We start from the raw sequence: 17,391 nt of genomic DNA on the forward strand, positions 1-17,391 counted from the left end.
CCCGTCGATCCATCGCCACCATCGACAAGCCCCCACCCATCAATCCCAGCATTCGCAAACCTCCAACCTCCCCAAACCAGATGGAGTTCTGCTATGGCTGATCTTCCCCGGACAGCCCTGCCCCTTGCGGGGGAGGGTTAGGGAGAGGGGTGCCACACGACGGGCTCTCTCAATATGAGTCCCACCACGATCGACCGAAATTGAAAAGCCGGTGTGTGCTCATCGACCATCTCGCCCGGGGCTTACCCCTCTCCCCACCCTCCCCGCAAGGGGGGAGGGAGCCTGACCGGTGTGCTCGCCTCACGCAGGATAATGAGCGCAGCTCTACCCATCCTGCTTTTTGGCCCCGCCCTCCTCCGCCAGCAGCGCCTCACGCACTTTGGCGAATTCGCTGCGGTCGGCCTTGTCGACCTTTGGAAAATGCAAATCTAGTCTGTCGAGTGCGCTGACGATCGTCGAGCCGATCACGACGCGGGCGAACCATTTGTGGTCGGCGGGGACGACGATCCAGGGCGCCGCCTGCGATGCGGTGTGGCGGATCATCTCCTGATAGGCGGCCTGGTATTTCGCCCACAGCTTGCGCTCACCGATGTCGGCGAGCGAGAACTTCCAGTTCTTGGCGGGATCCTCCAGCCGCTCGAGAAAGCGTTCGCGCTGCTCCTCCGTGGAGACGTTGAGGAAGAACTTCAGGATCACGGTGCCGTTGCGCGCGAGGTACCGCTCCATCGCGGAGATGTCTTCGAAGCGCTCCTTCCAGATGTTTTTGGTTACGAGTTGTGGCGGCAACTTCTGCCGGTCGAGAATTTCCTGGTGCACCCGCACCACCAAGCATTCTTCATAATAAGAGCGATTGAAGATACCGATCCGGCCGCGCTCCGGCAGCGCGATCATGCTGCGCCACAGGAAATCGTGGTCGAGTTCTTTGGTCGACGGCTGCTTGAACGAAGTGACCTCGCAGCCCTGCGGGTTGACGCCCTCGAACACGCTCTTGATCGCGCTGTCCTTGCCGGCGGCATCCATGCCCTGGAAGATCAGCAGCAGCGACCAGCGGTCCTGGGCGTAGAGTTTTTCCTGGAAATCGTTCAGTCGCTTACGATTGGCCTCGATGATCCTGGTCGCCCCCTCCTTGTCGAGACCGCCCTTCTCGTTGGTCTTGTGCGACTTGAGATGAAATTCGCCCGCGCCATCGTAGCGGAACGGGACCACATAGGTTTTTAGTTCATCTGCCAGCGACGGCTGCGGCTTCTTGCTCATGTGGTCTTGGGCTTCTTCGGTTGCGCCTTCAGTTTGTCGAGGATGCTACCCAGAATGCCCTTGGGCAGGAAGATGATGAAGACCACCAGCAAAACGCCGTAGACCAGGTTGTCCCAGCCGACCGCCTTGGTACCGAAGCCGATCCGCAGCCCTTCCGCGAGCAGGATGGTGATGATGGCGCCGATCGTCGGCCCGAGCGAGACATAGAGCCCGCCGACGATGACGGCGAACACCATCTGCAGCGACACCGCAATGCCGCTGACCGTGTCCGGCGAGATGAACATCTGGTACTGGCAGTACAGCGCGCCGGCGAGCGCGGTCATCAAGGCAGAGATCAGCGTGATCTTGAGCTTTTCGGCTGTCACGTTGACGCCGGCCGCAGCCGCCGCGTCCTCGTCCTCCGAGATCGCCTCCATGGCGTAGCGGCTCATGCTGCGGTCGACCCAGCGCCAGATCAGAAGGCCCACCACCCAGACGCCGAGCGCGATCAGATACCACGTCGTCTTGTCGTCGAACTGCAGCGCCAGCAGCCCCCGGCCGCTGGGCGCGCGGTCCGGCGTGTAGCCGAGCGAACCGCCGGTGTAATCACGCGTCGCGGTGATGACCTGCAGCACGATGCCGGACAGCGCCAGCGTCACCAGCACGAAATAGTGCCCGGTGATGCGGAAGCGGAAGCAGGGATAGGCGACCACCAGCGCCAGCAAGCCCGCCGCCACCATGCTGAGCGGAATGCCGATCCAGGGCGTGATGTCGAGGTGGTTCCACAACAGCGCGGTGACATAGGCGCCGACGCCCATGAAGCCGCCATGGCCAAGCGAAACCAGCCCGAAGCGGCCCATGATCGACCACGAAGTGTAGGCGAACGACCAGATCAGGATCAGCACCAGGATGTGCAGGTGATAAGGCTCACGATAGACGAAGGGCAGCGCAATCAGCGCAGCCAGTCCAACGGCCCAGGCGATGTAGCGGGAATTCACGAGCGCCTCGCCAAAAGGCCCGCGGGCCGGATGAACATCATGACGATGAAGAAGGCGAACGCCAGCACGTAACCCCATTCGAGGTCGGAGTACAGGCCGCCCAGCGAAATGATCTGGGCGAACACGAACGCCGCGATGAAGCCGCCGACGAAATTACCGAGCCCGCCGAGCACGCAGATCAGGAAGGTGATCGGCCCGAACGACAGCCCGACGAAGGGATGCACGTCATATTGCAGCACCAGAAGACAGGCGGCGAGGCCGGCGAGTGCGCCGCCCAGTGCCGAGGTGATGAGATAGATGCGCTTGGTATCGACCCCCATCAGCGACATGATCTGGCGGTCCTGCGCGACCGCGCGGATCGCCGTGCCGGTATAGGTGCGCTTCATGAAGAAGTAGATCGCCAGCATGCCGAGCAGGGCGGCGACGAAGGCGAGCAGCCGCGAATAGCTGAAATGCATGTCGCCGATCGCCAACACCGGCAGGCGAATGCCGAGATTGCGAAAATCGATGCCGAAGGCGACGGTGGCAAAGCTCTGCAGGATGAACAGCACGCCGCCGGTCGCGAGCAACTGGTTGATCGGCGGCGCGGTCAATAGCGGCTCGATGACGAGGTAATGCAGGAGCGCGCCCAGCGCTGCGACCAGCAGGATCGCGATCGGCGCTGCGGCCCAATACGGCAGGCCGAACACTTGGACCATGTAGTACATGCCGTACATGCCGATCATGACCAGCTCGGCGTAGCAGATCCAGGTGACGTCGATGACACCGAAGATCAGATTGAGCCCGAGCGCCAAGAGCGCCAGCACGCCTCCGAGCAGGATGCCGTTGACCACGGCTTCCAGCAGAAAGATGTCGAAGGTGTCGAGGAATGCCTGCATCGCCGCTTTGCCCTATACGCCCAAATAAGCTTGCTTGATGGTGTCGGTAGACAGCATCTCTTCCGACGTGCCGGACGCGCGGATGGTGCCGGCCTCCAGCAGGTATGCGCGATCGACCACCTTCAGCACCTGCTGCACGTTCTGCTCGACGATCAGCACCGTCAACCCGCCAGAGCGAATTCGCTTCACCAGTTCGAACACCTGCTGCACCACCACCGGCGCAAGCCCGGCCGAGGGCTCGTCGAGCAGGAGCAATTTGGGATCCGACATCAGCGCGCGGCCGATCGCGCACATCTGCTGCTCGCCGCCCGACAGCGTGCCGGCCATCTGGCTGCGCCGCTCCTTCATGCGCGGGAACAGATCGAACACGAATTCCAGCCGCTCGGAATATTTGGCGCGCGCGCCCGGCATGTAGGCGCCCATTTTCAAATTGTCGTCGACGGTGAGCCGGGGAAACAGCCGGCGGTTCTCTGGCACGTGCGCGATGCCGAGATCGACGATGCGATGCGCCGCCGTCGCCACCACGTCGCGGCCTTCCATCGAAATCGTGCCCTTGGTGGGCCGGATCAGGCCGGAGATCACACGCATCAGCGTGGTCTTGCCGGCGCCGTTGGGGCCGATCACGCCGACCGCCTCGCCAGCCCTGACGTCGAGGTTGATGCCGAACAGCGCCTGAAAGGTCCCGTAACCCGCATCGACCGATCTGAGTTCAAGCATGCGCTAGACCCCTGCCCTGCGCCGCGCTTCGGCGGCGGCAGCCGCGGCCTGGCTCGAATCCGCATCCGTGCCGAGATAGACCTCGATCACTCTTGGATCGCTCGCCACCGCGCTCGGCAGGCCTTCCGAAATCTTCTCGCCGTGATCGAGCACCATTACGCGGTCGACCACCCGCATCAACACGCCCATGATGTGCTCGACCCAGATGATGGTGATGCCGAGCTCGTCGCGGATCTTGCGCAGCATGTCGGCGGCCTGATCCATCTCGTGCTCGTCGAGCCCGCCGAGGCTTTCGTCGGCAAGCAGAAGTTTCGGCCCCGTCGCGAGTGCCTTGGCGAGTTCGAGTTTTTTCAGGCCGGCAGCTCCTAAGCCATCGACGCCGGCGTGGCGGTTGGTCGGCAGGCCGACCATGGCCAGCGCGCGTTCGGCGGCCTCATCCGCGCGGGCGCGGCTGTGGCGGCCCTGGCCGTAATAGCCTGCCAGCGCCACATTCTCGAATATCGTGAGCCGGTGAAACGGCCGCGGGATCTGGAAGGTGCGGCCGATGCCGCCGTTGATGATGCGGTGCGGCGCCTTGCCCGCGATCTCCGTTCCATTGAACACAATCGATCCTGCCGTCGGGATCAGCGTGCCCGACAGCATGTTGAAAATCGTGCTCTTGCCGGAGCCGTTCGGGCCGATCAGGCCGAGAATCTCGCCCTGCTCGACCCGGAACGACACGTTGTTAACAGCGGTGAAGCCGCCGAAGCGTTTCACCAATCCGTCTACCGTCAGCACTCCAGAACCTCCACTTAGCCGTTTGCCCGGCTCTTACTGGTTGCTGAACGTGGTTCCCTTCGGCAGCGGCAACACGGCCTCGCGCTGCGCCTGGCTCTTCGGCCACACCACATACGACTTATCGTCAACATACTGGATGACGACGGGGAACGAGCGTTCGTTCTGGCCGGCCATCTGGCTGCCCTCGCCGTGGAACTTGACACCGAAGCCCAACATGGTGCCACCTTCGGGAATATCGGTCTCGAGGGCTGCCTTGCGCAACGCATCGGGATCGACGCCGCCATACTTCTTGATGGCGCGCGGCAGCACCTCGGTCAGAAACAGATAGGTGTTGGATGCCGCCATGCCGACATGCGCGGAGCGGATCGCGACGCCGGGCTTCGCCTTGTCGAACTCCTCGCCGACCATCTTGATGACCGGCGGCAGCTTCGGATCCATCGATTTCTGGTTGGCGAGCCAGATCGAGATCGGATCGGTGTTGAAGACGTAGTTGACGTCGGAGCCCAAGCCTTCCTTCAGCTTCTCGTAGACGCCATAGCCTGCGCCGTGGCCGACCAGAGCAGCGAATTTCAAGCCCTGCTCGCGCGCCTGGCGGCCGAACAAGGTGATGTCGGGGTTGTAGCCGGTGTGGAAGACCACGTCGGGCCGGGCGCGCTTCAGTTTCGTCACCAACGAAGAAAGATCCGGCGCCGTGGCGGAATAGCCTTCCTTCAGCACGATGTTGAAGCCGGCCTTCTTGGCGCCGGCCTCGTTGCCCTTGGAGACGTCGACGCCGTAGGCGCCGTCCTCGTGGATGATGGCAACGCGCAGATCCTTCGGCTCCTTGCCGAGCTTCGCCTTGGAATTCTGCGCGATGAAATCCATCGTCATCATGCCGAACTGGTCACCGGAGGCTTGCGGCCGGAACACGTATTTGAAGTTCTTGTCTGATAGCACCGCAGATGAGATGCAGGTCGTGATCCACATGAAGTTCTTGAGCTGCTCGACGCGCGCGGCCACCGGCACGCATTGCGCCGAGGAGAAGAAGCCGAGCAGCATGTTGACCTTTTCCTGCTCGATCAGCCGCACCGCCTCGTTGATCGCGACGTCGGGCTTGCTCTGGGCGTCGGCATAAACCGCTTCGACCTTGTAACCCTCGACGCCGGTCTTGGCGTACTGGTCGAGCATGATCTTGGCGCCGATATATTGCAGCTCCGAACCGCCGCCGGCGAGCGGGCCGGTCAGATCGTAGATGACGCCGATCTTGATTTTCTTTTCCTGAGCCTCGGCGGAAACCGCCATCCCCAGCACCGCGATTGCGGCAGACAGCCCGACGAGAAGGCGTGCAGTTTTGCGCCCCGGCATGGAATCCTCCCTGGATTATTTTTTGTGCACTGCATTTTCTTGTTCTTGGTTGGCGCCTATCACATTGGTAGCGCGACCAGATGTCAAGCGCATTGCGCATCACGGCCGGAATGCGAGCTGCGCCTCGATGAATGCCGTGACAAAACGCGGCATTGCCGAATTCAGATCGCGCGCGCTGCGCACGACGTGAATGGCCGACAGTTCCGGCTGACGCTGCGAGGCAAGATTGCGCTCGATCCGCTCGCGCAGCGCGTCGCCCGGCATATTGACGCGCAGAACGCGGATCATCGCGAGCGCAGACCCGGTGTAGAAGCAATGCCAATGCGGCTCGCTGTCGTATTCGCCGGGGGCAAGGCCGGTCTCTTCCTCGAGCTCGCGCGTGACGCTGCCGGAGATATCGACCGCGCCGTCCCTGATATCGTCGAGGTCCGGCGTGCCTGACGGAAAATAGATGCGCCCGGCATTCGCCGTGTGCGGACCCATTTCGCCGAGCACAAAGGCGTCGTCGGCGCAGAGTAGCGCGCCCATGCCGAAGCCGTTGAACACGGAAGCGTCAGGAAAGCCCCAGTCGCGCCACGCCAGAAAACTGGCGAAGTCGGTTTCGAAATAGCTGGCGCTCAGAAGGTCGCCTGAAAACACCGGGTTGCGCCCGAGCAGGACGCGGCCATTCCACAGTGCAGGCTTTTCGCGCCGCTTCTCGGAAAAATGCGCATCGATGTCCGCGCGCCGCGCTTCCGCGAACGGCCAGGCGAATGACTGTACGGGAAGGTCAAGCGCGGTGACGCGATGAATGACCGGAGGTGTTACGCCATTCATCGCGTCACATCGCTCGATTTCACGCCGATCTATCCCTTCTTCACTTCGGATTGGCGCCCGTGGTCTTCTTGGCCTGCTCGACATATTTGTTGGTGTAGGTCTTGGTCACGTCGATATTGGCCTTGGCGATCTCCGGCGAGCCTTCGCTGAACACGGCGAGCACCGCATCGGCGCCCTTCGGGTCCATCAAACCGGTTTGCGAGTACATCGGGATCGTGTTCTTCAGCGCGGCGAGATAGAGTGCCTTGTCCTTGCCGACCATTCCCTCCGGCATCTTCGCCATGATCTCTTCCGGCGAATGCGAATGGATCCAGTTGAGCGTGTTGATGATCGCGTTGGTGAGCGCCTGCACTTCCTTCTCGTGCGACTTGATCCAGGCCGTCGTGGTGTAGAGCGCACCGCCCGGATATTCGCCGCCGAACACCGCCAGCGTGTCCCTTTGCGTGCGGGTGTCGGCCAGTATCTTCAAATCCGGATGGCTGCCCTGCAAAACGGTGACGGAGGGATCGAGCATCACGGCGGCGTCGATCTGGCCCTGCTGCATCGCCGCCACCGCGGTGGCCCCGAGGCCGACGCCGATCACCGCGGCGCTGGTCGGATCGAGGCCGTTCTTCTTCAACAGATATTTTAGGAAGAAATCGGTCGAGGAGCCCGGCGCGCTGACGCCGACCTTCTTGCCGGCCAGATCCTTGATCGATTTGATCTCATTGGTATGCGCGGGCGACACGACCAGCACCAGGCCGGGATAGCGGTCGTAGATCACGAAGGACTGCAATTCTTGTTTCTTGGCGGCCAGGTTGACGCAATGGTCGAAATAGCCCGAGACCACGTCGGCGCTGCCGCCGAGCACGGCCTTCAGCGCGTCCGAGCCGCCCTTGAGGTCGACCAGTTCGACCGCCACGCCCGCCTTTTCATATTCGCCGAGCTGTTTGGCCAGCACCGTCGGCAGATAGCACAGGCAGGCGCCGCCGCCGACCGCGATGGTGACCTTGCTTTGCGCTGCGGCAAATCCCGAGGTCAGCGTCAATGCCAGCAGCGTAGCGGCCAGCCGGCCGAACAGTTTCTTCATGTGTTCCTCCATTCGTTGGCGGCAAGATAGAGCAGCGGGCGACGCTTGAGAAGCTGCACCGTCATTCCGGGATGGTGCGCTAGAATTGTAGGGTGGGCAAAGGCGCTCTTCGCGCCGTGCCCACCATCCATCCGCATCGCAGTCTTGATGGTGGGCACGCTTCGCTTTGCCCACTCTACGAGACCTACCCTCTGCCCTCCGCCGCCGTCGGCCGCCACACCAAGAGCCGCCGTTCGGCCAGCGTCACGCCCATGTCGATCAGGATGACGAACGCCGATAGTACGAACATTCCGGCGAAGACACCGGCGACGTCGAACACGCCTTCGGCCTGCTGGATCAGGTAGCCGAGGCCGGCGGCCGAACCCAGATATTCGCCGACGACGGCGCCGACCACCGCAAAACCCACCGACGTGTGCAGCGAGGAGAACATCCACGACAGCGCAGACGGCCAGTAGACGTGCCGCATCAACTGCCGCTCGTTCATGCCGAGCATGCGGCCATTGTCGAGCACGGTGTTCGAGACTTCCTTGACGCCCTGATAGACGTTGAAGAACACGATGAAGAACACCAGCGTCACGCCTAGCGCGACCTTGGACCAGATGCCGAGCCCCAGCCACAGCGTGAAGATCGGCGCCAGCACCACGCGCGGCAGCGCATTGATCATCTTCACATAGGGGTCGAACACCGCGGCGACGCGCGGCTGGCGCGCGAACCAGAAGCCGACCAGCACGCCGGCGACCGAGCCGATCACGAAAGCGAGAATCGATTCCCAGAGCGTGATGATCAGGTGCTTCCAGATCACGCCGGACGAAAACCATTTGACGATCTGGCTGCCGACATCGATCGGGTTGGAAAAGAAAAACGGCGGCAGCAGGATTTTTCCGAACACCGGTACGGTGGTGAGGAACTGCCACACCGCCAGAGCTACGACGGCGACCAGCAATTGCAACAGGAGCAGCGTCGAGCGGGACATCAGCCTGCCTCCGCACTTCGCGTCGATTGTACGTAGCCCTTCATCACTTCGTCCTTCAACACGCTCCAGATCTCCCGGTGCAGTTCGTGAAAGTCCTTCTCCATCCGGACTTCCGAAATGTCGCGCGGCCGCGGCAGCTTTACGCGCCAGTCACCGATGATGCGCGCGCTTGGTCCTGCCGACATGATCACGACGCGATCAGCCAGCGCGATCGCCTCTTCGAGATCATGGGTCACGAACAGCACCGCCTTGCGGTCGGCGTTCCATAACTCGAGCAAGAGATTGCCCATGATCTGCCTCGTCTGGGCGTCGAGCGGACCGAACGGCTCATCCATCAGCAATATTTTTGGATCACGTATCAAGACCTGCGCGAGACCGACGCGCTTGCGCTGTCCGCCGGACAGCATGTGCGGATAGCGGTTGGCGAAGGCGCCGAGTCCGACCGACGTGAGCCAACCCTGCGCGCGCTGCAGCGCCTGTTCGCGCGGCGCGCCCTTGATCTCGAGCCCGATGGCGACGTTGTCGAGTGCGGTCTTCCAGGGAAACAGCGCATCGGCCTGGAAGAGATAGCCGGCATCGCGGTTCAACCCGGTCAGCGGCTGGTCGAAGATTCTTACCGATCCCGCCGCCGGCTTCAAAAGCCCGGCCGCAACGTTGAGCAATGTCGATTTTCCGCAACCCGTCGGCCCGACGATGGCGACGAACTCGCCATCGGCGACGGACAGGCTGGCCTGCTCCACCGCCGTATAGACGCGGTCCCCGGCCACGCGAAACGCCACCGTCGCATCGCCAAGCGCGACCGCTGCCGGCTGTGCGGTATCCGCCATGTTTTCTTCCCCAAAGATTTGAACGGATGCCTTAGCCGTTACAAACGATAAGTTCAACGCGGCGCTGCAACGCGGATCGGTCGCCCCAACATGCCTTCCAGATGGGTACAGGTTGCTGCAAACTGCATATGTAGCCTGCGATTCGTAGATGTCTTAGGGAGCCATGAACGAGACTTTGATATCCGCCTGCACCATGTTTCTCGTTCCGGCAACGCTTTTGTTTGGCGCTTTAGGTATCGCGAACTCGTCCTTTCTCAAGATGCTCGTCTGCTTGCTTGGTCTAGGCACGGCAGGACTATGGCTCTACCGGATATGGTGGTGGACCAACCTGTCTTTGATTGATCGCAGAACGGCACTTGGTCTTGCTGGCATGTATGCGGGCGCGTGGGTGGTGACATTCCTGGTGCAGTTGAAGAATGTGTTCTCCCGCTGACTGAATCCGTATTGCTGAAAATCCTGTCAGTCTGAAGCTAGGGACCGGGCAAACCGTCGACCATCTCGAACCAATTGCTTTCACAACAAAGCGGGACTTGAAGTCGCACATTCGCGACTGGGCCATTTATCGGCTATCACTGTATCCTTCAGGAACCGCCAAGGTTGGGGACCGCGCCGAATGCCCACAATGCCACTGATCGCCTATGCGCATGTCGGCAAGACGTTCGACGCCGGCCGCGTGGTGGCCGTCGACGACGTCTCGCTCGACGTCGCCGAGGGCGAACTCCTCGCCATCGTCGGTGGCTCCGGCTCGGGCAAGACCACGCTATTGCGGCTCGCCAATCGCCTGATCGAGGCTGACTCTGGCACCATCACGGTCGAAGGCGAGGATGTCCGCAACGTCGATCCGATCCTGTTGCGGCGGCGGATCGGCTATGTCTTTCAGAGCGGCGGGTTGTTTCCGCATCTGACCGTAGCCGGCAATATCGGCATCACGCCAAAGCTGCTTGGCACGCGGCCCGCCGAGATTTCCGTGCGGGTGGATGAACTGCTCGACCTTGTCAGGCTCGACCGCACGCCATATCGCGACCGGCTGCCGCATGAACTCTCCGGCGGCCAGCGCCAGCGCGTCGGCGTGGCGCGGGCGCTCGCCGCACGCCCGCGCATCATGCTGATGGACGAGCCGTTCGGCGCGCTCGACCCCTTAACCCGCGACGCGCTCGGCGACGATTTTCGTGAGCTGCACAAGAAACTCGGCCTGACCACCGTCATGATCACCCATGACATGACGGAAGCGATCCTGCTCGCCGACCGCATCGCGATCATGTGCGACGGGCGGCTGTTGGCGCAGGGCACGCCATCAGAGCTTTCCAAATCCGGCGACGCTTACGTCGGCGAACTCTTGCGCACGCCGCGGCGGCAGACCGAGCGGCTAAGCGCATTGCTTCCTCGCGAGGGTGCGGCATGAGCATCTTCGCCGATCCGCGCTGGGGCGAGGCGCTGGGCCATTTGCCCGATTATCTCGGCAACCACGTCCGCGTCAGCGTCGCCGCGCTGGCGCTGGGGTTGCTTGTCAGCCTGCCGCTCGCGATCATCGCACGCCACCGGCCGGTGATGCGCGGCGCGCTGCTCGGGCTTGCCAGCATCGTGCAGACGGTGCCGGGGCTGGCGCTGCTGGCGCTATTCTATCCGCTGCTCCTGGCGCTCGCGGCGTTGTCGCTGTCATGGTTCGGCGTCAGTTTTTCCGCGTTCGGATTTTTGCCCGCGGTGCTGGCGCTGGCGCTTTATTCGATGCTGCCGGTGCTGCGCAACACCATCACCGGGCTGCAGGGCGTCGACGCTGCAATCCTGGAAGCGGCGCAGGGCGTCGGCATGACGCCGCGGCAATCGCTGTTCACGGTGGAATTGCCGCTGGCGCTGCCGGTGATGATGGCAGGCATCCGAACTTCGGCCGTCTGGGTGATCGGCACCGCGACGCTGTCGACGCCGATCGGCCAGACCAGCCTCGGCAACTACATCTTTGCAGGGCTGCAGACCCAAAACTGGGTGTTCGTGCTGTTCGGCTGCGTTGCCGCCGCCGTGCTGGCGCTGCTGGTCGATCAACTGCTGGCGCTGATCGAAAACGGCTTGCGCAACCGCAGCCGTTTTCGCGCGACACTGGGCAGCGTCGGCATTGCGGCGCTCGTCGTTGCTACGCTGGCGCCTAACCTGGTGCGGCCGCAGACGAACTACATCATCGGAGCCAAGACGTTTGCCGAGCAGTATGTCCTGTCGGCCTTGATGGTGCAGCGGCTGAAGGAGGCTGGGCTTTCGGCAACGACGCGCGAAGGTCTCGGCTCCAACGTGATCTTCGAAGCGCTGGCGGCTGATGATATAGACTTCTACATCGACTATTCCGGCACGCTGTGGGCCAACCAGTTTCACCGCACTGACATCAAGCCGCGTCAGGAGCTCTTGGCCGAGCTGAAGACGATACTAGCGAAGCAGAACATCACACTGCTCGGCGAGCTCGGTTTCGAGAACGCCTATGCGCTGGTGATGCCGCGCAAACGCGCAGACCAATTGGGCATCCGCACCATCGCCGACCTCGCCTCGCGCGCGGCGAACATGTCGATCGCCGGCGACTATGAATTCTTCTCGCGCCCCGAATGGACCGCGCTGCGCAGAGCCTACGGCCTGTCGTTCCGCGGCCAACGGCAGATGCAGCCGGACTTCATGTATGCGGCGGTCGCTTCCGGCGAAGTCGATGTCATCGCCGGCTACACCAGCGACGGGCTCATCGCGAAATACGATCTGGTGACGCTCGGCGATCCCAGGCACGCAATCCCGCCCTATGATGCGATCCTGCTGCTCGCGCCAAAGCGCGCCAATGACGAGGCTTTACGCAAGGCGCTGACCCCGCTGCTCGGCAAGATCGACATCGCCACCATGCGCGAAGCAAACTTGCGCGCATCCGGCAACGATGCCGCGAGCTCGCCGGATGCGGTAGCGCAGTGGCTGTGGGAGAAGGTGGGGAAGAGGTAGGAGGCTGCCGAGCTCCCTCCCCGTCATTGCGAGGAGCGCAGCGACGAAGCAATCCACGCCTCCACTTGGGGCGAAATGGATTGCTTCGCTTCGCTCGCAACGACGGTGGCGAGCCTCTCTGAATTTCAATCCACACCATCACCCCAAGCGCGCTGCGTTCCCTCCCCCCTTGCGGGGGAGGGTTAGGGAGAGGGGTGGCGGCAACGGCGGTGCTCGTGGCTTACCCCTCTCCCCAGCCCTCCCCCGCAAGGGGGGAGGGAGCCGACCGCCGATGCGTCGAGACTGGCCGCTCGCAAGACGGATATGGTCCGTCGGCACGCGTCGGATGACCGGAGCCTCAAAGCCCCTTGATCATGCCGGCGTCGATCAGAAGCCGGTTGAACCGGCGCGCCTCCGCGCCTTTCCTGCAGTCATAGAAGGCTCCCTTGCAGCGGAGCATGATGCTCTTCTGCTCTGTAAAGGTCGGATCGAGCGGGATGCCGGCGGCTTCCTGCAGCACGAGAGGGATGTACGCCGCGTCGAGCGTTTCGAGTGCCGATGACAGGTTGCGCGGCTGATAGTTGATGCCGTCGATAGCATAATAGGTAGAGAAGTAGCGTGGATCGGCGGCCATCACCCGTTTCGCCAGCGTCGCCTGATCGATGCCGGGCTCCAGCATCTTTTGCGAGATCGCCGGCTGGTGATCGCCGAAACGCAGCACCAGGAAGGATTCGTCCGGATAGTCGCGCTTCAGCCGCGCGGTGAATTCGCGATAGTCGTTGGCCGTCATGGTCTGGCGGCGAATGTATTCGTCGACCTCCGCCGTGTTGCCCGGCGGCGTCCAGCCCGGCGGGGTCAAATCGGGCCGGTAGACGTCGGTCCAGGGAAAATGATTGGCCGTGAGATAGACGAACATGAAGACCGGCGCCTGCTGCGGCTGCTCGCGTGCAAACACCTTTAGCGCCTGATCGAAATAGAACTTGTCGGGCTGCATGTCCTGGTTCACGCCCATATCCGCCATGTCGACGAAATGGCCGACGCCGGCTCCCTTCTGGAAGGTGCGCGCGCCAAGGAAGTTGCCATAGGTCGGATAGAGCGAGAAGGTCTTGTACCCGCAGTTCCGCAGTGCCTGCGGCAGTCCACGGGTCACGCGACCCGCGGTTATCCTCGTCACGTAGAACTTGAGATCGCCGAACGACCGCGCCGACAGGCCCGTCAGCACGTTGAACTCGGTGTACCAGGTCGGACCGCCGGTTGCCTCCGCCATCATGGTGCGCTGCTTGCCGTCGATGGACTTGAAGTAGTCGGCGTATCCCGCCGGCACCTTGATGCCTGGCGCGGAGGTGACGTCGAAGCTCGACTCGTCGAGCAGCATGATAATGTGCGGCCGCTTTGCGTCGGCATCACAGGCCGCGTCAGGCGGCAGCGCCGAAAGACCGGCGGCATGCGCTTCCGGTGCGAGGCGAAGCGGGGCGTTTGCCGGCGGATCGGCGTCGATCCATCCCGTCGAAGCCAGCCGCGACACCGCCACCACGCCCGAGCGCGCGAGACTGGAAATGTGGTTGATGCCCTGGAATGGCTCCCACGGCTGCTCGGGCCATGCGACCGACATCGCCGAGATCGACGCAATGCTCGCGGCCAGACCGATCAACGCCAGGCGGCGCCGCACCCGGAACGGATCGAAACGCCAGACCAGCCACAACAGCGGCACGGCAACGATCCCCGCCACGATCAACTGCGTCTGCAATCGCGGAAACACCGAGAGCAGAAACGAAAACGTATCACGGTCGATGATCAGGAAGTCGAGGAACGTCAGGGTGAGCTGCAGGATGCCGAATTTGAAGCGTGACAGTTCGATCAGGATCACGATGAGAGCAAGCGCAATCGCCGCGCAGACCCCGGGTCGCGGCAGCACCAGCAGCAGGGAGCAATTGACGAAAATCCACGCCAGCAGCGCCAGCGTGATCGCAAACGGACCGTATTCGCTGGTGAGCAGGACCACGAGCCCCGCCAGATGAACGGCGATAATCAGGCCAGCCGGGACAAAGAACCGGGCGCCGCGCGATTCCGCGCGGATGCTTTCGCTCATTCCCCGTTCAGCGGCGGCCGACATGTCTCGTCTCTAAAGCCCTTTGATGAAACCTGCGTCGATCAATAATCGGTTGAACCTGCGCGCCTCGGCGCCATCCTTGCAGGCATAGAATACACCCTTGCAGCGGAGCATGATGTTCTTTTGCTCCTTGAACGAGGGGTCGAGCGGAATGCCGGCGGCCTCCTGGATCACCAGCGGCAGATAGGGCGCGTCGATCGTGTCCATGATCGCGGAACTCTTCACCGGCTCGAAGTTGACGGCGTCGATCGCGTAATAGGTGGTGAAGTAGCGCGGGTCGTGGGTATCGAACTTGCGGGCGACCCTGGCTTCATCCAGGCCGGGATCCAGCAGGTTCGAGGAAAACTCCGGCTGATGGTCGCCGTAGCGCACGATCAGGAATGGCTGCGCCGGGAACTTCTTTTTCAGGCTGGCGACGAACGCCGCATAATCCCCGGCGCTCAATGTCTGGCGGCGCAGATATTCGTCGACCACAGGCTCGTTGCCGGGCGCGCGCCAGGACGGCAGCAGGTCGGGGCGGAATTTGGTTTCCCAGGGGAAATGGTTGGCGGCGAGATAGACGAAGGTGAACAGCGGCGTGTTGGCCGGCTGCTCGGCGATCAGATTCACGGCCTTGTCGTAGAAGAAGCTGTCGGGCTCGATGCCCTTCGCGCCGAGCGCGCGTGCGTCATAAAAGTGCTGGATGCCGGTAGAGGTCTGGAAGCCACGCGCGCCCATGAAGGCGCCGTAGGCCGGATAGAGCGAGATGGTGCTGTAGCCGCAGCGGCGCAGCGCCAGCGGCAATCCGCGCTCGACCCGGCCCGAGGCGATACGGGTGACGAAATAGGAGAAGCGGCCGAACGACCGCGATGACAGGCCGGCGAGCACGTTGTACTCGGCCATCCAGCTTGCGCCGCCGCTGCTCTCGGCCACGAACTTGCGCTCGCGGCCGTCAAAGGACTTGAAATGGCTGCCATAGCCCGGCGGCACTTTGACACCGGCGGCCTGGCGGATGTCGAAGCTCGACTCGTCATGGATCATGATGATGTGCGGGCGGCGACCGGCCACATGGCAGGAATCGACCAGCGGCACCTTCAGCCGCTCGGCGGTCGCGGCTTCCGATTCCATAAAACCGTAATTGACGAAGTCGGAAACCGCCGTCACGCCCGAGCGGGCGAATTTGGAGAGATAGCCATCGTCGTAATAGCCGCGCCAGGCTTCATCGGGCCAGACGACGGAATAACCGGCCAGGCTTGCGAGACAGGCCAGGAGGCCGGCAGTGGCCGGCAGGCGGCGGATGCGGAACGGATCGAGCCACCACAGCGCGTACATCAGAGGCAGGATGACAAGGGATGCGCCGACCACGCTCCAGCGCAAGTTCGGAAAGATCGTGAACAGATACGCCGCGGTGTCGCGGTCGATCACCATCAGGTCGACGAAGTTCGCGGTCATCTGCACAACGTCGTGCTTGAGCCGCGACAGCAGCACCAGGACCACGACCAGTGTGAGCGACAGCGCACCCGACAGCGCGGGACGCCGCAGCAGCGCAACAAAGAAGAAGTTCAGAGTGCCCCACGCCAGCACGAAGCCCATGCGGCCGCCGAAATCGGCTTCGGTCTGCAGCATGATCGCCAGCGCCGCCATGTGCGGTGCAGCGACGGCCGAAAGGCGTCCGAGGCCGATGGCGGCAAGGCCGGCGACAAGGGTGGCGGCGGAGGGCCCTGGATTTGGCGCGGGCGCCATGGGAGGTACGCAACATGACCCGGCGTAATGCAAAGCCTTGGCTGGCGACGACCAGGAGACGCACGACCCATCCGGAACCTGAGCCGTGTCACAAAAACGTAGTGGAATCGTCATGAACAGGCAATGAATTTGCCCTCGGGCGAACTACGTCGGGACGAATACGGGGACGCTGGGTGCGCGTTTGCGCACCATAGTTCGCGTCTTCGACGCGCCCCGGAATGACGGAGTGAGTTAGCTCCGCTTCGCAATCCCCTCGATAAAAAGATCCAGCACCGCCTCGGCGGTCCGCTCGGCCTCGGCTCCGGCCACGCCCCAGCGCGGAAAATGGCCGTCGATATTCATCCGGGCAAAACCATAGACCAGCGCCCGCCCGGCGATCTGAACCTGCTTGAGGTCGGCGCTGCGGAGCTGGCCCGCCGCAAAGGCTTGGGCCAGCGTTTGCTCGGTCAGCGCGATCAGCTCGGCATTGTCGCTGGAGATAGCGGCCGCCTGGTCGTGGTCGAACAAGCGGCGGCTGGAAATGATTTCGAAATGGGTCGGGTTGCGCATCGCCCAGCGCAGGTACGCAAGCCCGAGGCAACGAAAGCGGCCGAGCGGGTCGCTGGCCGGTGCCGCGGCAAGCGCGGCCTCGATCTCGGCCCGGAACCGCCGCTGCGCCTCCTCCGCCACCGCCTGGATCAGGGCGTCGCGGCTCGGAAAATGCCGGAACGGCGCCCCCGGCGAGACGCCGGCCCGGCGGGCGGCCTCCCGGACGCTGACCGCCTCCGCGCCGCCCTCGCCGACCAGTTGCAGCGCGGCGTCGATCAGGACGCGCCGGAGGTCGCCGTGGTGATAGGGTTTTGGCGCCGAGGCACGGCGGCGCCGCTTGGTGGTGGGGGATTTTGCGACGGAAGGCTTGGCTGACGGACGCATGCCGTCTCCTACCATCACCAGGTCGTGAATGTAAGCGCTGATTACACGATTGACCTGATCCGCACAGCAAATGTAACT

15 protein-coding genes and 1 pseudogene are annotated in these 17,391 nt (G+C 63.0%); 3 read left to right on the forward strand and 13 right to left on the reverse strand.

Annotated elements, in window-relative coordinates:
* Positions 1 to 324: 324 nt before the first annotated feature.
* The 10 genes and pseudogenes from YUO_RS0128205 to YUO_RS0128250 all read right to left on the reverse strand — a co-directional run bounded on the left by YUO_RS0128205 (position 325) and on the right by YUO_RS0128250 (position 9,632).
* Entirely contained in the window at positions 325 to 1,254 is a 930-nt protein-coding gene (locus tag YUO_RS0128205) for a polyphosphate kinase 2 family protein (protein WP_028350277.1), read from the reverse strand.
* A pseudogene (locus YUO_RS41945) lies at positions 1,220 to 2,231 on the reverse strand (branched-chain amino acid ABC transporter permease). Before YUO_RS41945 ends, YUO_RS0128205 begins: the two are co-directional and overlap by 35 nt.
* A complete protein-coding gene (locus YUO_RS0128215) occupies positions 2,228 to 3,109 on the reverse strand; it encodes a branched-chain amino acid ABC transporter permease (RefSeq protein ID WP_028350278.1) in 882 nt (293 codons plus the stop codon). The pseudogene YUO_RS41945 and the gene YUO_RS0128215 overlap by 4 nt, the downstream one beginning before the upstream one ends.
* Positions 3,110 to 3,121: 12 nt before the next feature.
* Complete coding sequence (locus YUO_RS0128220) at positions 3,122 to 3,826, reverse strand: ABC transporter ATP-binding protein (protein ID WP_028350279.1); 705 nt, start codon at positions 3,824 to 3,826, stop codon at positions 3,122 to 3,124.
* A gap of 3 nt (positions 3,827 to 3,829) precedes the next feature.
* Positions 3,830 to 4,603, reverse strand: a complete 774-nt coding sequence (locus tag YUO_RS0128225) for an ABC transporter ATP-binding protein (RefSeq protein WP_028350280.1) — start codon at positions 4,601 to 4,603, stop codon at positions 3,830 to 3,832.
* Between the two features lie 33 nt (positions 4,604 to 4,636).
* On the reverse strand, positions 4,637 to 5,947 hold the full coding sequence (locus YUO_RS0128230) for an ABC transporter substrate-binding protein (RefSeq protein ID WP_028350281.1): 1,311 nt from the start codon (positions 5,945 to 5,947) through the stop codon (positions 4,637 to 4,639).
* Between the two features lie 99 nt (positions 5,948 to 6,046).
* Positions 6,047 to 6,763 (reverse strand): hypothetical protein, encoded by a 717-nt coding sequence (locus tag YUO_RS0128235; protein ID WP_028350282.1) that lies wholly within the window; start codon positions 6,761 to 6,763, stop codon positions 6,047 to 6,049.
* A gap of 40 nt (positions 6,764 to 6,803) precedes the next feature.
* Entirely contained in the window at positions 6,804 to 7,832 is a 1,029-nt protein-coding gene (locus YUO_RS0128240; protein ID WP_028350283.1) for an ABC transporter substrate-binding protein, read from the reverse strand.
* A 184-nt stretch (positions 7,833 to 8,016) separates the two neighbouring features.
* Positions 8,017 to 8,805 carry an ABC transporter permease gene (locus YUO_RS0128245; RefSeq protein WP_028350284.1) on the reverse strand — a complete coding sequence of 263 codons (789 nt, stop codon included), beginning with the start codon at positions 8,803 to 8,805 and terminating at the stop codon, positions 8,017 to 8,019.
* On the reverse strand, positions 8,805 to 9,632 hold the full coding sequence (locus tag YUO_RS0128250; RefSeq protein ID WP_028350285.1) for an ABC transporter ATP-binding protein: 828 nt from the start codon (positions 9,630 to 9,632) through the stop codon (positions 8,805 to 8,807). Before YUO_RS0128250 ends, YUO_RS0128245 begins: the two co-directional genes overlap by 1 nt.
* 163 nt (positions 9,633 to 9,795) lie before the next feature.
* Between YUO_RS0128250 and YUO_RS0128255 the strand changes: the two genes are divergently transcribed.
* The 3 genes from YUO_RS0128255 to YUO_RS0128265 all read left to right on the forward strand — a co-directional run bounded on the left by YUO_RS0128255 (position 9,796) and on the right by YUO_RS0128265 (position 12,590).
* Positions 9,796 to 10,065: a hypothetical protein gene (locus YUO_RS0128255; protein WP_028350286.1), complete on the forward strand. Its 270-nt coding sequence runs from the start codon at positions 9,796 to 9,798 to the stop codon at positions 10,063 to 10,065.
* 180 nt (positions 10,066 to 10,245) lie between these two features.
* On the forward strand, positions 10,246 to 11,034 hold the full coding sequence (locus YUO_RS0128260; protein WP_028350287.1) for an ATP-binding cassette domain-containing protein: 789 nt from the start codon (positions 10,246 to 10,248) through the stop codon (positions 11,032 to 11,034).
* Positions 11,031 to 12,590 carry an ABC transporter permease/substrate-binding protein gene (locus tag YUO_RS0128265; RefSeq protein WP_028350288.1) on the forward strand — a complete coding sequence of 520 codons (1,560 nt, stop codon included), beginning with the start codon at positions 11,031 to 11,033 and terminating at the stop codon, positions 12,588 to 12,590. Before YUO_RS0128260 ends, YUO_RS0128265 begins: the two co-directional genes overlap by 4 nt.
* A 337-nt stretch (positions 12,591 to 12,927) precedes the next feature.
* Here YUO_RS0128265 and YUO_RS0128270 read toward each other — a convergent pair whose 3' ends face one another.
* The 3 genes from YUO_RS0128270 to YUO_RS0128280 form a co-directional block, all read right to left on the reverse strand.
* Positions 12,928 to 14,658, reverse strand: coding sequence for a sulfatase-like hydrolase/transferase (locus YUO_RS0128270; RefSeq protein ID WP_028350289.1), 1,731 nt, complete (start codon positions 14,656 to 14,658; stop codon positions 12,928 to 12,930).
* Between the two features lie 33 nt (positions 14,659 to 14,691).
* Complete coding sequence (locus tag YUO_RS0128275; protein WP_028350290.1) at positions 14,692 to 16,401, reverse strand: sulfatase-like hydrolase/transferase; 1,710 nt, start codon at positions 16,399 to 16,401, stop codon at positions 14,692 to 14,694.
* Positions 16,402 to 16,632: 231 nt separating this feature from the next.
* Positions 16,633 to 17,313: a TetR/AcrR family transcriptional regulator gene (locus YUO_RS0128280; RefSeq protein WP_035727836.1), complete on the reverse strand. Its 681-nt coding sequence runs from the start codon at positions 17,311 to 17,313 to the stop codon at positions 16,633 to 16,635.
* Between the last annotated feature and the right edge of the window lie 78 nt (positions 17,314 to 17,391).

It is taken from the genome of Bradyrhizobium murdochi, from assembly GCF_000472965.1.
In the GTDB taxonomy this organism is placed as follows: domain Bacteria; phylum Pseudomonadota; class Alphaproteobacteria; order Rhizobiales; family Xanthobacteraceae; genus Bradyrhizobium; species Bradyrhizobium murdochi.